The organism is Streptomyces sp. NBC_01618 (assembly GCF_045209435.1).
Classification (GTDB): domain Bacteria; phylum Actinomycetota; class Actinomycetes; order Streptomycetales; family Streptomycetaceae; genus Streptomyces.
Map to the genome: position 1 here is coordinate 4,737,589 of NZ_CP109297.1, position 14,123 is coordinate 4,751,711.

9 protein-coding genes and 4 pseudogenes are annotated in these 14,123 nt (G+C 67.2%); 3 read left to right on the forward strand and 10 right to left on the reverse strand.

Features of this window, described 5'->3' with window-relative positions; genetic code table 11:
- Positions 1-103: 103 nt before the first annotated feature.
- Entirely contained in the window at positions 104-4,003 is a 3,900-nt protein-coding gene (locus tag OH735_RS22120; protein WP_406383264.1) for a DNA-directed RNA polymerase subunit beta', read from the forward strand.
- Positions 4,004-4,231: 228 nt separating this feature from the next.
- On the opposite strand, the gene OH735_RS22125 is transcribed toward OH735_RS22120, so the two are convergent.
- The 7 genes and pseudogenes from OH735_RS22125 to OH735_RS22155 all read right to left on the reverse strand — a co-directional run bounded on the left by OH735_RS22125 (position 4,232) and on the right by OH735_RS22155 (position 11,566).
- On the reverse strand, positions 4,232-4,375 hold the full coding sequence (locus tag OH735_RS22125) for a hypothetical protein (protein WP_406386966.1): 144 nt from the start codon (positions 4,373-4,375) through the stop codon (positions 4,232-4,234).
- A gap of 427 nt (positions 4,376-4,802) precedes the next feature.
- Positions 4,803-5,099 (reverse strand): annotated as a pseudogene (locus tag OH735_RS22130) (hypothetical protein); the annotation flags it as partial.
- Between the two features lie 8 nt (positions 5,100-5,107).
- Positions 5,108-6,307, reverse strand: a complete 1,200-nt coding sequence (locus OH735_RS22135; protein ID WP_406383265.1) for a hypothetical protein — start codon at positions 6,305-6,307, stop codon at positions 5,108-5,110.
- Between the two features lie 49 nt (positions 6,308-6,356).
- A pseudogene (locus OH735_RS22140) lies at positions 6,357-7,301 on the reverse strand (phage tail protein).
- 1,179 nt (positions 7,302-8,480) lie between these two features.
- Positions 8,481-9,629, reverse strand: a pseudogene (locus OH735_RS22145) (phage tail protein); the annotation flags it as partial.
- Positions 9,630-9,667: 38 nt separating this feature from the next.
- Entirely contained in the window at positions 9,668-10,324 is a 657-nt protein-coding gene (locus OH735_RS22150; protein WP_406383266.1) for a hypothetical protein, read from the reverse strand.
- 435 nt (positions 10,325-10,759) lie between these two features.
- The gene (locus OH735_RS22155) at positions 10,760-11,566 is read right to left on the reverse strand and encodes a hypothetical protein (protein ID WP_406383267.1); all 807 of its coding nucleotides are present in this window, start codon (positions 11,564-11,566) and stop codon (positions 10,760-10,762) included.
- Between OH735_RS22155 and OH735_RS22160 the strand changes: the two genes are divergently transcribed.
- Positions 11,552-11,992 carry a DUF3592 domain-containing protein gene (locus OH735_RS22160; protein ID WP_406383268.1) on the forward strand — a complete coding sequence of 147 codons (441 nt, stop codon included), beginning with the start codon at positions 11,552-11,554 and terminating at the stop codon, positions 11,990-11,992. The genes OH735_RS22155 and OH735_RS22160 overlap by 15 nt on opposite strands.
- 105 nt (positions 11,993-12,097) lie before the next feature.
- Here the strand turns inward: OH735_RS22160 and OH735_RS22165 are convergent, their stop codons facing one another.
- Positions 12,098-12,517: a hypothetical protein gene (locus OH735_RS22165; protein ID WP_406383269.1), complete on the reverse strand. Its 420-nt coding sequence runs from the start codon at positions 12,515-12,517 to the stop codon at positions 12,098-12,100.
- Between the two features lie 16 nt (positions 12,518-12,533).
- Entirely contained in the window at positions 12,534-12,791 is a 258-nt protein-coding gene (locus OH735_RS22170; RefSeq protein WP_406383270.1) for a hypothetical protein, read from the reverse strand.
- 391 nt (positions 12,792-13,182) lie between these two features.
- Here OH735_RS22170 and OH735_RS22175 point away from each other — a divergent pair, with 391 nt between their 5' ends.
- A complete protein-coding gene (locus OH735_RS22175) occupies positions 13,183-13,584 on the forward strand; it encodes a hypothetical protein (RefSeq protein ID WP_406383271.1) in 402 nt (133 codons plus the stop codon).
- A 139-nt stretch (positions 13,585-13,723) separates the two neighbouring features.
- On the opposite strand, the pseudogene OH735_RS22180 reads toward OH735_RS22175, so the two are convergent.
- Positions 13,724-13,924 (reverse strand): annotated as a pseudogene (locus OH735_RS22180) (hypothetical protein); the annotation flags it as partial.
- Between the last annotated feature and the right edge of the window lie 199 nt (positions 13,925-14,123).

Here is a 14,123-nt window from a genome sequence, read left to right on the forward strand (position 1 = left end):
TCCGGCCGGCTCTCCCCGGACCCGTTCAGACCATTGCTGAAGTGCCCCGATTTCTCGCGTGACGCGAGGGGGCTCGAACCCCCGAAAGAGGGATTGACGACAAGTGCTCGACGTCAACTTCTTCGACGAGCTGCGGATCGGCCTTGCCACCGCGGACGACATCCGGACCTGGTCCCACGGCGAAGTGAAGAAGCCGGAGACCATCAACTACCGCACGCTCAAGCCCGAAAAGGACGGACTCTTCTGCGAGAAGATCTTCGGTCCGACCCGGGACTGGGAGTGCTACTGCGGCAAGTACAAGCGTGTCCGCTTCAAGGGCATCATCTGTGAGCGCTGTGGCGTCGAGGTCACGCGCGCCAAGGTGCGCCGTGAGCGCATGGGGCACATTGAGCTTGCCGCCCCCGTCACCCACATCTGGTACTTCAAGGGCGTCCCGTCGCGCCTGGGCTACCTGCTGGACCTCGCGCCGAAGGACCTCGAGAAGGTCATCTACTTCGCCGCGTACATGATCACGTTCGTGGACGAGGAGCGCCGTACGCGCGACCTGCCCTCGCTGGAGGCGCACGTCTCCGTCGAGCGTCAGCAGGTCGAGAACCGTCGCGACGCCGACCTCGAGGCCCGCGCCAAGAAGCTCGAGACCGACCTGGCCGAGCTGGAGGCCGAGGGCGCCAAGGCCGACGTGCGCCGCAAGGTGCGCGAGGGTGCCGAGCGCGAGATGAAGCAGCTGCGCGACCGTGCGCAGCGCGAGATCGACCGCCTCGACGAGGTGTGGAGCCGCTTCAAGAACCTCAAGGTCCAGGACCTGGAGGGCGACGAGCTGCTCTACCGCGAGCTGCGTGACCGCTTCGGCACGTACTTCGACGGCTGCATGGGCGCCGCCGCTCTGCAGAAGCGCCTGGAGTCGTTCGACCTCGACGAGGAGGCCGAGCGCCTCCGCGAGATCATCCGTACCGGCAAGGGCCAGAAGAAGACCCGTGCGCTCAAGCGCCTCAAGGTCGTCTCCGCGTTCCTGCAGACCAGCAACAAGCCCAAGGGCATGGTGCTCGACTGCGTGCCGGTCATCCCGCCGGACCTGCGTCCGATGGTGCAGCTGGACGGTGGCCGCTTCGCGACCTCCGACCTGAACGACCTGTACCGCCGTGTGATCAACCGCAACAACCGCCTCAAGCGTCTCCTCGACCTCGGTGCCCCCGAGATCATCGTGAACAACGAGAAGCGGATGCTGCAGGAGGCCGTCGACGCGCTGTTCGACAACGGCCGCCGCGGTCGCCCGGTCACCGGTCCCGGCAACCGCCCGCTCAAGTCCCTCAGCGACATGCTGAAGGGCAAGCAGGGTCGATTCCGTCAGAACCTTCTCGGTAAGCGTGTGGACTACTCCGCGCGTTCCGTGATCGTCGTCGGCCCGCAGCTCAAGCTGCACCAGTGCGGTCTGCCGAAGGCCATGGCGCTGGAGCTCTTCAAGCCGTTCGTGATGAAGCGCCTGGTCGACCTGAACCACGCGCAGAACATCAAGTCGGCCAAGCGCATGGTCGAGCGCGGCCGCACCGTGGTGTACGACGTCCTCGAAGAGGTCATCGCCGAGCACCCGGTGCTGCTGAACCGTGCACCGACGCTGCACCGCCTCGGCATCCAGGCCTTCGAGCCGCAGCTGGTCGAGGGCAAGGCCATTCAGATCCACCCGCTCGTCTGCACCGCGTTCAACGCGGACTTCGACGGTGACCAGATGGCCGTGCACCTGCCGCTCTCCGCGGAGGCGCAGGCCGAGGCCCGCATCCTGATGCTGTCCTCGAACAACATCCTGAAGCCGGCCGACGGTCGTCCCGTCACCATGCCGACCCAGGACATGGTGCTGGGCCTGTTCTTCCTCACCACGGACGAGGAGGAGCGCAAGGTCGTCGGCCAGGGCCGTTCCTTCGGTTCCACGGCCGAGGCGATCATGGCCTTCGACGCCCGCGAGCTGTCGCTCCAGGCGAAGGTCGACATCCGCTTCCCGGTGGGCACCATCCCGCCGCGCGGCTGGGTGCCGCCGGTCGCCGAGGAGGGCGAGCAGGAGTACCAGCAGGGCGACACGTTCCGGCTGCGTACGTCCCTGGGCCGCGCGCTCTTCAACGAGCTGCTGCCCGAGGACTACCCGTTCGTCGACTACTCCGTCGGCAAGAAGCAGCTCTCCGAGATCGTCAACGACCTCGCCGAGCGCTACCCCAAGGTCATCGTGGCGGCGACGCTCGACAACCTGAAGGCGGCGGGCTTCTACTGGGCGACCCGTTCCGGTGTCACCGTGGCCATCTCCGACGTCGTGGTCCCCGAGGCCAAGAAGGCGATCGTCGCCGGCTACGAGGCGCAGGACGAGAAGGTCCAGAAGCAGTACGAGCGCGGTCTGATCACCAAGGACGAGCGCACGCAGGAACTCATCGCGATCTGGACCAAGGCGACCAACGAGGTCGCCGAGGCGATGAACGCGAACTTCCCCAAGACGAACCCCATCTTCATGATGGTTGACTCGGGTGCCCGAGGAAACATGATGCAGATGCGTCAGATCGCCGGTATGCGTGGTCTGGTGTCCAACGCCAAGAACGAGACGATCCCGCGTCCCATCAAGGCGTCCTTCCGTGAGGGCCTCACCGTTCTGGAGTACTTCATCTCCACGCACGGTGCCCGTAAGGGTCTGGCGGACACCGCCCTGCGTACCGCCGACTCGGGTTACCTGACCCGTCGTCTGGTGGACGTCTCGCAGGACGTGATCATTCGCGAGGAGGACTGCGGCACCGACCGCGGCCTCAAGCTGAAGATCGCCGTCAAGGGTGCGGACGGTGTGCTCCGCAAGACGGAGGACGTCGAGACCTCGGTCTACGCCCGCATGCTCGCCGAGGACGTCGTCGTCGACGGCAAGGTCATCGCGCCTGCCAACGTCGACCTCGGTGACGTCCTGATCGACGCCCTGGTGGGCGCCGGCGTCCAGGAGGTCAAGACCCGTTCGGTCCTGACCTGTGAGTCCGCGGTCGGCACCTGTGCCTTCTGCTACGGACGCTCGCTCGCCACCGGCAAGCTGGTCGACATCGGTGAAGCGGTCGGCATCATCGCCGCCCAGTCCATCGGTGAGCCCGGTACCCAGCTGACGATGCGTACCTTCCACACCGGTGGTGTGGCCGGTGACGACATCACCCAGGGTCTGCCTCGTGTCGTCGAGCTCTTCGAAGCCCGTACGCCCAAGGGTGTCGCCCCGATCTCGGAGGCGGCCGGCCGCGTCCGTATCGAGGAGACGGAGAAGACCAAGAAGCTCGTCGTCACCCCGGACGACGGCAGCGACGAGACGGCGTTCCCGATCTCGAAGCGTGCCCGTCTGCTGGTGGGCGAGGGCGACCACGTCGAGGTGGGCCAGAAGCTCACCGTGGGTGCCACCAACCCGCACGACGTGCTGCGGATCCTCGGTCAGCGCGCGGTCCAGGTCCACCTGGTCGGCGAGGTCCAGAAGGTCTACAACTCGCAGGGTGTGTCGATCCACGACAAGCACATCGAGATCATCATCCGGCAGATGCTGCGCCGGGTGACGATCATCGAGTCCGGCGACGCGGAGCTGCTGCCGGGCGAGCTCGTCGAGCGCTCGAAGTTCGAGACCGAGAACCGTCGTGTGGTCACCGAGGGCGGTCACCCCGCCTCCGGCCGTCCGCAGCTGATGGGTATCACCAAGGCCTCGCTCGCCACCGAGTCGTGGCTGTCGGCGGCGTCCTTCCAGGAGACGACCAGGGTTCTGACCGACGCGGCGATCAACGCCAAGTCGGACTCCCTGATCGGCCTCAAGGAGAACGTCATCATCGGTAAGCTCATCCCGGCCGGTACGGGCCTGTCCCGCTACCGCAACATCCGGGTCGAGCCGACCGAGGAGGCCAAGGCCGCGATGTACTCGGCCGTCGGCTACGACGACATCGACTACTCGCCGTTCGGCACGGGCTCCGGCCAGGCCGTTCCGCTGGAGGACTACGACTACGGTCCGTACAACCAGTAGCAGTGAGTGAGAAGGGCGCCCATCCCGTCGCGTACGGGGTGGGCGCCCTTCTGCATGCCGTGGTTCGGAGCCTGTCGGGCGACCTCCGATCGGATGGCGGAGGCGGTCCGGTGCGTGTGATTTTGAGGCGGAGGAGGGAGTCGACGCGGAGCGTCGGCGACCGACGACAACGCGGGAAGCGTGCGTGCCGGGGCGTGGCGTCCCGGTCGGAGGTCACCCGACAGGCTCTCAGCCGATGGCTGTCCGCGGGTGGGCGGACGGGCTGATCCAGGCCGTGATCCGGTCCATGGTGGCGCGGGGGACCCAGACGCAGCTCGCGGTGGCTCCGCTGGCGTTGACGTGCAGGAAGATTCCTGCCCCGCGACCGGGCACGGCGGGCCACCGTCGTCGGCGCTCTGGCTGCCGCAGACTGAGCCGAGCAGCAACACTCCCGCGGTGACGAGGGTGGCGACGACGGGACGGGACACTACCTGCACGTGGTGCTCCTGAATGACGGGAGGACGGTTGGAGGTGTGGGGGTTGTGCGTCCGCCAGAGGCCGTCGGGGCGGTGGTGCTGGGGCCCCTGAGGCCCAACGTGCGCGTGCGATGAGGGATGAGGGGGGACTGCCCGGGGCGGTCTGGGAGCGGGCCGCGTCGGCCGGGCCGGGCAGCGGGTACGGGATGTAGGGGCGGGCCAGACCGCCGTGGGCGGCGTCGTCGGCGACGACCACGTTGCCCCGGCGGTCGAGGATCTGCTTCGTCGTACGCCGCGACGACGGCTCCCTCGCCCTGACCGTGTGGACGGCAGCCCCGGACACCCTGCACCATGAGCCGGCCCTGCTCGTCCGAGACCGGTGTGCAGGTCCAGAGGATCCCGCCCCACCAGATATCGCCGTCGCGCTCCAGCCAGACCGCGGTGCGGCCGGGCTGGAGCGCCGCCCGTGCCCGGGCGGCCAGTGCGCCCCCAGGCAGGGGGATGCTGGCGGTGAGCGATCCGGGCTTGCCTATGTAGTCGTCGAACTTGGTCTCCGTGAGCGGCAGCACGTCCAGCAGGCGGTCCGTGCGCAGGTCGCAGAAGAGTGCCAGGTAGACGGGCGTGGTGACGGACGCGGTCATCGGCTGCCTCACACGAGCGGGTCGACGCGGACGAAACGGTTGTCGATCCAGCTCTTGTTGCTGGTCGCCGACGTGCAGTAGGCGGAGACCGCCGTGTAGGCCGCGCCGGCCTGGAGTCCCGTGACGCGGAACGTGGCGGACACCGAGGTCAGGGCCTTCGACCCGACTGCGGCCGAGCGCGTCTCGTGCGCTTCGAGGACCAGGGCGCCCTCCTTGCGGATGTTGGTGCTCATGCGGCACCACTGTCCGTCGACCCCGGTGTTCCCCATGAAGCCGACGGTCACCAGGACCGCGCCCGTCACCGGGGCGGTGAAGGTGGCGGTGATCGTGGGGCCGTCCGTGTCGGTCACCGTCTCGACCCAGGCGGTGGAGGTGCAGTAGCCGCCGTCGGTGTTGACCGCGTAGGCGCAGGACGGGACGGCCGGCCGCCAGACGGAGCCGTCCCAGCGCTGGAGCCGCCCGGCCTCGTCGCGGTACTGGCCGGTGTACTCGCCGGTGGCGAGCGCGCCCTGCGGGGCGATACCGCCGGTCTGGCGGGGGTAGCTCGCCCAGTGGGTCCCGTCCCAGCGCTGGAGGACGCTGGAGGTGTCGCGGTACTGCCCCGGGTAGCCACCGGCGGTGTCGCGGTTCCAGGAGTCGGCGAGGATGCCGCCGACGGCCACCGTCGACACACGCATGTCGTACACGGCGTCGGCCCACGCGATGCCCCCCGTACCCACCGAGGCGCCCGCGGGCACGGTGACACGGGCGAGCGGAAGCGAGGCGTCCGGGAGCAGCGGTGGCTCGGGGGTGGCCTCCGCCTTGCCCACGACGACCTCCAGTACGGCTTCCGTACGGCCGCCGCCGTCGAGCTGGGTGTCGTACACGCGCAGGACGACCAGGTCGATGCGCGGATTGGAGGCGTCTCCGTCGCCGAAGGTCACGTCGGTGTAGTCGGTGAGGACGACCGGGTAGGCGCCGGCCGACCCCTGGCCCTGGATCACCGCGCGGCCCGGTGCGACGGTGGCCTTCATTCCGGCGCTCTCGCCGAAGACGTAGAGACCGGACATCAGGTACTTGCCGTCGGCGGAGCCCGGGATCACCCCGCTGGTGCTGGTCAGCGCTCCGCTCGGGGTCATGGTGCCGACCGGGGAGAGCCGGGTGTCGGCCCGGGACTGACCGGTCGCGGTCTCGGTGCGGTTGATCAGCCAGGCACTGCGTACGGGCATGTTGTCCTCCTGAGAAGTAATGGGGGTGTCGGGTCGTGCCCCGCGGGGGTCACCAGTGGGCGTCACGCCAGCGCAGGGAGACGGAGGCCCGGGGATCGGGGGTAGCGTCGTCGGAGCGGAAGGCGAGCTCCGTGGTGCCCGGCGGCAGCTGGAAAAGCTGCTCGGGTACCTAGGCGGGGGACGAGGTGTAGAGCCGGGAAGCGGTGGCGTTGAGCAGCACCGTGCCGGACTCGGTGACCACCGTCAGCACGTCCTGGGGGCCCAGAACGATGTCGTACTGGAGCTGCCGGCCGTCGCTGAGCCGGGTCAGCGCGGGGCGCCGGAGCGGGCCGCGGAACTCGATCACCGGGTGGACCGCCGCCGCGCCCTCGTTGACGGCGGTGCAGGTGCCGGCGGTGCCGGTCGTCCCCCACTCCAGCGGCCATTCGAGTCCCATCCCGGCGGCCCCGGGCTCGTCCGGCCAGTCCAGGCCCGGTTCCATGACGGGCAGCGAGGCCCGCGCCTCCCGCAGAACGGTCCCGAACCGGCGCGGATCGGTGGCGGTCCACTGGAGGCTGGTCCTGGACGCGCCGTGCACCACGAAGGAACGGTCCTGCGGTACGACCCGGCGGCTGACCCGGGCCCGCACGGCCAGCGTCTCGCCGTGCAGCCGCACGGCCAGCCACTGCTCGCCGCCGTCCGCGCCGGTGGCGGCGCGGAAGGCGGCGATGACGCCGTGCGCCTGCCCGGTGGTCCGGGGCAGCAGCCAGACGGACGCGCCGACGAGCCGAGGCTGCGCCCAGCGGGCGCCCGGCCAGGCGCCGTGCTGGTCGGGGCGGGAGATGTCGCCGGTGTCGAGCACCGGCAGGTCGTCCCAGCCGGTGATGCCGGTGCGGTCGATCTCGTACGGCGTACCGGGGCCCATCAGCAGTCCGGCCCACTGGATCTGCCCGTCGCGGGTGATCAGTGAGCCGGGTGCGGTCTCCTGGGGATATGTGGTTGTGGTCTCGGCCATGAGGGGCCGTCACCTCGCTTCAGTCGTGGGGCGGGTGGGTGCTCATGCCGCTGCCTCGTGCAGGAAGAGCAGGTCGGTGGCGACGGCGAGCGGGCCGTTGCCCTCGGTGGCGTGGTACGAGCGCAGCCGGGCGCGGTCCGGCGAGCCGGCGGGGCGTGTGCTTCGGGGCGGGGCTTCGGCGGGGCGCAGCCGGCTGAACGCGGACAGCGGCAGCACGGGGGAGGCGGTGCCCGGCCCGGCGGGCTGGACGACGCCGCCTTCGGCGAGCTGGGGGATCTTGGGCAGGTCGACGCCGAACTTCTTGCCGAAGAAGCTGAAGCTGAGCTTGTTCAGGCCGTCGATGACCCAGTTGGCGAAGTGGATCAGTGCCTTGACCGGCCCGGTGACGGCCGCCATGACGCCCTGCATGCCGGTGCTGAGGAAGCGGCCGATGCCGTCGAGGGTCCTGGACATGGAGTCCTTGACCCGGGTGAACATGCCGGGGATCTTCGAGGTGATCCAGTCCAGGACGGGCTGGATGACGGTGCGGAAGCCGCTCCAGGCCCGCCTGATGAGGCCGGTCACGGCGTTGGTGGCGGAGGTGACGGCGCTCCGGGTGCCGTTGAACCCCTTGGACAGCGCGCCGCCCACGACGGACAGGACGGAGCCGATGATCTTGGCGGCGGCCTTGAAGGCGGCCGAGATCACGGTGGCGTACGCCGTCAGGACGGGGCCGAGGAACTTCCCGATCGTCTGGAACACCTTGAGGACCTGGTCGAAGACCTGCTTCATGATCTTCTGCCCGGTCTGCGAGTTCAGGGCGTATTCGATGAGATAGCCGACCAGGGGGGCCAGCAGGCCGAGGACGAACCCCAGCGGGTTGGCGCGCATGGCGACGTTGACGGCGGTCATCGCTCCGGAGGCCACGGTGAGCGCGCCGCCGAAGAGTCCCATGAGCTTGGACACCGTGCCCGAGCCCTTGCCCAGCGCGCCGACCACCGTGCCGAACAGACCGCCACCGGTGGCGAGGGAGGTGAGGGGGGCGACGGCGGCACGGGCCTTGGTGCTGCCGGTGCGGAGCTGGGTCGCCGTACGGCCGGCGGCCTGGCCGGTCCTGGTGAGGGATCTCCCGGCGGCGTCCGCCTTGGTCTTGAGCTGCCGGAGCTGGGTGCCGGCGGAGTCGGCGGCGCCCTTGATCCGGTCGGCGGAGGACGCCTCGTAGTAGTTCTCGATCTGGAACCCGGACACCGCGCCCGCCGTGGCGTTGACGGAGTCGGCCCTGGCCCGGCGGGCGGTGTGACGCAGCAGCCGGTCCAGCTTGGACAGCGGCAGCACGGCCTCGGCCTCACCGGCCTCGGCGACGATCGCGTGCACACCGCCGTTGCGCGGGGCCACGATGCCGCCGGCCGCCAGCTGCGGGATCTTCGGCAGGCTGATACCGAAGCTCTTGCCGCCGACGCCCGGGACCCAGCCGGGGATCGAGACCTGGATGCGGTTGAGCTTGTCGATCGCGGAGTTGATGAGCCGGATCACCGAGTTGATCGGGCCCTTCACGGCGCCCGTGATCTTGTCGAAGGCCCGTTTCGCGATGCCCTGGAGCCCGCCCCAGATGCTGGACAGTTTCTCCTTGACCCTGCTGAATGCCTGGGGGACGACGTCCCGGATCCAGTTGACGACGGGTGTGATGACCTTCTTGATGCCGTTCCACACACTGGAGATCACGCTCTTGACGGCGTTCATCACCGTCGTGATCAGCTTCTTCCAGGCGTTGAAGTAGGTCGTGATGACCGAGGCGACGGCCTTGATGACGACCGAGATCGCCTTCTTGATGCCGTCCCAGACCTTCTTGATCAGCGCGCCGGCCTTCTGCATGATCGGCCCGACGACCTTCATGACCGAGCTGATGACCTTCTTGATCGCGTCGAAGGCGACCTTGAGGACCTTCTGCATGGTCTTCGACCGGGTGGCCATCTCGACCACCTTCTCGATCAGCGGGGCGAGCAGGGAGAGCAACTGGCCGATGAGATTGCCCTTCATCGACTTGTTGAGCCCCTTCATGCCCTTGGACGCCTTGTCGGCCCCGGATTTGAACTTCCCGACCTGGGTGCCGCTCGTCTGGCCGGTCTTGCCGGCCTTGGCCATCGAGCGCTCGGCCTTGTCGGCGGACTGCTGGATCTTGGCGAGTTCGCGGGCGGAGCCCTGGGCGGAGCTCTTGAGCTTCTTGAGTTCGCGTTCACCGGCCGTGGCCTTGTTCTGCAGACCGCTCGCCGCCCGCGCGGCGGTGTCGGCCTTTGCCTTGAAGTCACTCAACGCTGTCGATGCCCGGTTGAGGGAGCGCACCAGAGGCATTTCTTATCCAATCGTCCGGTTGATCCCAAGAACGGGGGTCAATGACCGAGTGCCTCATCGATCGTTCTGATGATTTGCACGAATTCGTTCCGAGCCTGTGTCGTTCTGTTGCGGATGTCGAGTGCGAATGCTTTGGCCTCCGTGTGGGTTTGTTTTATCTGGCGGAGGTAGCCAGCCGACTCCTCCCTGTACTGGAATACCTCCCGGTTCTGTGATGCTGCCGTTCGGACCTGATCGGATCCGGCTGTGGAGGTACCTCCCGACCCATTCACGGGCGAGGTTCCGCCGTCGTCGGTGGAGAGTCCTAGCGCGCTTCTGATTCCGTTTGCGAATTTCTTCTGGTCGAAGAAGTCGATGACCTGCACTTCGGCGACATCGATACCATTGGCATCCACTTCGAACATCTGGGGGGAGAAGGAGGCGATCTCCGGTGCGGTCGTAACCGCTGCCGGGTCGAAATTGAATGTTTGAGTGCTCCAGTAGAGCACCTGGTCCGCGACGGCCGCGTGGTCTTCCATCCATTTTTCGTCGATCTTACTGAGTGTCTCTTTCGACCAGTCCACGTGCGCGGCGGCGGCTTCGGCAGCCTCCTTCTCGTTCGCCTCTTCAAGGGCCTTTATTCGATTTCGTGCGCGGGTCAGTGAATCCGTGAAATTCGATATATTCGTCCGGGCTTCCTGTATCTCGCGCTCCATCTGTTCGCACCTGTCGCTCACTGTTCCTGCTTTCTTTTCGGTATGCGTTATTGACGGCCGGGCGAGTGCGCGATAAAGTTTGCGGTGTCCTGTCCCGAAAGCATTGGACATCCGTTGCAAATCCTGGCGTTTGTCGCCGTTGTGGCGCTCGGCGGCCTTTCCTTTCTTATTTACCTAGGCGTCCGAGTCCTGCTGGCGCTTTTTTTCGACAAGTTCCGTCTGAGCACCCGGGGTGTGCGTGCCCGGGGAGCATGTGCGGGGTATACGAGCAGCCGTTACGGAAGTGGCGTCGTCGTCGAGTTCACGGATGCGTCCGGCAAGTCAAACCGAATGGTCGCCACCGGGTGGCGGGGCGTACTCCCGGAACCGGGTGGCGCGGTGGAGATCGTCTACCTCCCGCGCGATCCGAAAGTCGCCGGCCTCTGGCCGGTTCGCTCACTCGTTCCGAACGCGATCTACATGGCGGTGGCGGTCCCGGTGATTCTGGCGAGTGGCGTAGCGTGCTTGGCGGCCATCGTCTGGATCGTGCGGAGCGTGTGGTCCGGTTAAGGGCTGTGACTTTTCGGCGGCGCCAGGTGGCGATGCTCGGTGCGCGGACCGGCGCTGGGCCGGGGTGGCGAACGATCGCTGCGCGCGCTGCTCGGCACGGCTCGCCTGTCGTGCGACGGACGTCGCGGTGTGGCGGGCGGAGGCACTCTGGCCTGCGGCGAGCTGGCGGATCTTCAGCCCATGGGTGGTGAGTGTGCGGCGCGTCAGCGTGCCGGCCCGTTGGAGATTGGTGATCTTGAGGGCCTGGCTGCGCAGCGCCCGCTCCATGTCCGCCGTCCCGCCCGCGGCCCCGGCGCCGCTTTCGCCCGCACCCTCCTCGTCATCGCCCGCCATGGCGCCTGCGCGGCGGGCCCGACCTACGACGCCGAGACGCGTGGCCTCCAGTTTCGCGACCCAGGGGAACCTGTAAACCTCTGCCCCCGCGATCGTGATTCCCGTGGGAGTGACAGCGATCGCTTCCATGTCCCACTTGAAGAGCTGATTGCTGAAATACTCCATCTGGTTGGACGCGCTGACCATTTTATGGGCGAAATGGTCAGCGAAATTTTGGTACTTTTCCCGGAGTTCGGTGACCTCCTGTGCCACGGCGTCGTAGGCCGACTTCCAGTCCTCGAATGCCGGGCTTGGCGGGCCGTAGGGGTTGTAGCCTCCATCGTTGACCATGAGGGCCTTCCCTTCGTGATCGACGCCCACTTAGATGGGCGTATGACATATGTGCACCTGGCTGCTTCCGGCTCGGCCTACTTCGTCCCGCATGCTCTGTTGTCGCTGGGCATCTCCGGAATCCTGGGTTTCTTTGCCTGGCGGATGTTCGCCTTGCGCGTCAGGGGCGTCCGGGTTCGTGGAGTCTGCGTCAAGCACACATACGCCAAGAACGGCGTAGCTGTGGTTGCGAAATTTCAGACGGTATCAGGTGAAACCTTCAGATGTCTGAGTCCGGCGGCGGCGGTTGCGTGCGCGCGTGTGGGGGATTCGATAGACGTGATTTACGACCCGCGCCATCCGAAGAATGCAGAGGTGTACCCGGTCAAATATGGGGTGGCATATGCTTTGTCAATTCTGTCGCTGATCACCGTTGTTCCGGGAATCGGACTCCTTTTCTGGATGCTCGGTAGCTGAAATTCCTTGGCCGGTCCGTGCGGTCCGGTGGGGTTCACCGCCGCCGTATGGGTCGCGGGCAGGTGTCTTCGCCGGACAGGACTGCGGTCCGGCGACTGTCGCGGGTCAGGAGAAGAAGCGGGCGAGCGCGCTCGGGTCGGGCGTCTCCGGCGCTTCCACCGGTTCTTCGGCGGCGGCCGCGTCCCCCGGCCTGGGGACCGGGAGGGGTGGCTCCGGCTGTTCGGAGTCCTCGTCGGAGTTGACTGTGGCGAACATCCTGTTCGCGGCGGCGAGGTGGTCGACGGCGGCGGCCAGGAGGTAGTCCGTCACCGTCCATTCGGCGCCGTCGCCCTGGAGTTCCTGGGCGACGGCGCTGTCGCGTGGCCTGTGGGGGCTGGACGACGCCGCCTTGGTCTTGAACTGCCGGAGCCGGGTGCCGGCGGAGTCGGCGGCGCCCTTGATCCGGTCGACGGCGGAACCGGCCTTGCCGATGCCCTGGACGGCGGTACGGACGGACCGGGCGGCCGTCCCGAGCCCGCCGCGCAAGGAGTTCAGCGCTCCGTCAGCGCGCCGTCCTTCTGCAGATCGGCCCGACGACCTTCATGACTGAGCTGATGACCTTCTTGATCGCGTCGAAGGCGACCTTGAGGGCCTTCTGCATGTTCTTCGACCGGGTGTTGACACGAATGTTGGTGTTCTTCAGTCTTTTACTGACGTTCGCCACGGCCTCGCCGGCTTGATCGGGTGCCTCCGAATTCCAGGGCGTCAGGTTGTGAACGAAATCCTCGAATTTCTTCGTCCAGTCCGGAGTCACGTTCACTCCGAGAATCTCTATGCCTTTCGGGGAGACCGGGATCGCGTCCGGGGCGAAGGTGAGGAACGTGGGGTCGAATTTGAAGCTCTCTGTGCTGTAGTACAGGGTCTGACTCGACGCGCTGAGCTGCTGGCTTCGGGATCGGCCCCGAGTGATACGGCTATCTTTTCCAGCGCCTCGCCCGTGACGACGTCCGTTGCGATCTGCTTGACGGAATCGACGGCGCCGCCACCCGTCTTCAGCAGGGCTTCCGCGACGCTTTTGGCAAGGCCCTCGAATTTGTATTCCTCGGGCCATCCAGGTGGGTAAGGGGTGGTCATGTACTCTCCCTTTTCGACTCCGGGGCCATTCTCGGACATTCCTTGACGTGGAGCGCTGGTGAGGCTATCCTGCGGCCGTGATTTTACTGGCGGTGCTTTTCTTTCTCGCGGCACTTGGTCTGGCCACCTACGGTGCGTACATCGGGTATCTCCGGTTGCGGCATGACACATTTATTCGGAGTGGGCGAGCGGAGGTCGCAAAAGGGACCTGTGCCACCCTCAGATGGACATCCGGCGGATTGGTCGCGAGCGGTATTCGTTATGTCGACAAGGAAGGGTGCCGACGCCTGGTGTGGTCACGGGCCCAGGCATCCACACCTGTTCCGGTCGGGGGTACTGCGCAGGTGACTTATGACCCCGACGGAAAGGCGAATGCCCTGGTGAACGGTGTCGCTACAGGGATCGGGTCCTACGGGTTCGCCGCCGGTTGTCTCATCCTGTCGGCGATCTTCTTCTTCAATGGCGTCGGGCAGGTGTGACCGCGGCGCCCGTCCAGGCGGTTACCCGGGCCTGCGCGAGTCGGCGGGTCTCACCGATGCCTTGCTCATCGAGGGCAGGTGCACGCGCGGACAGAACCGTGATCCAGTGGCCGTCACCGGTCAGGAGAAGAGCCGCCTGTCAGGAGAAGAAGCGGGAGAGCTCGCCCGGGCTGGGCGCCTCGGGTACGTCCGCCGGGCCGTCGGCGGCCGCGTCCCCCGGCCTGGGGACCGGGACCGGCGGCTCCGGCAGATCGGAGTCCTCGTCCGTGTTGACCGAGGCGAACATCCAGTTGGCCGCGGCCAGATGGTCCACGGCGGCGGCCAGGAGGTAGTCCGTCACCCGACGGGCGTACGGGTACGGGAACGGCGGAGCCGCGCCCTGGAGGGAAGGTGGGCGCAGCTCCGCCGCTGCACCAACTCGCGATCCCCTATGTGGATCATGAGGCGTCCCCGCGGGAGCCGTCTTCGGAGTCGGCCCGTAAGCTGGGTCGGCCTGTCCCCCCGCTCCAGCAGGCATACACGCAGCGGTGACGCGACGC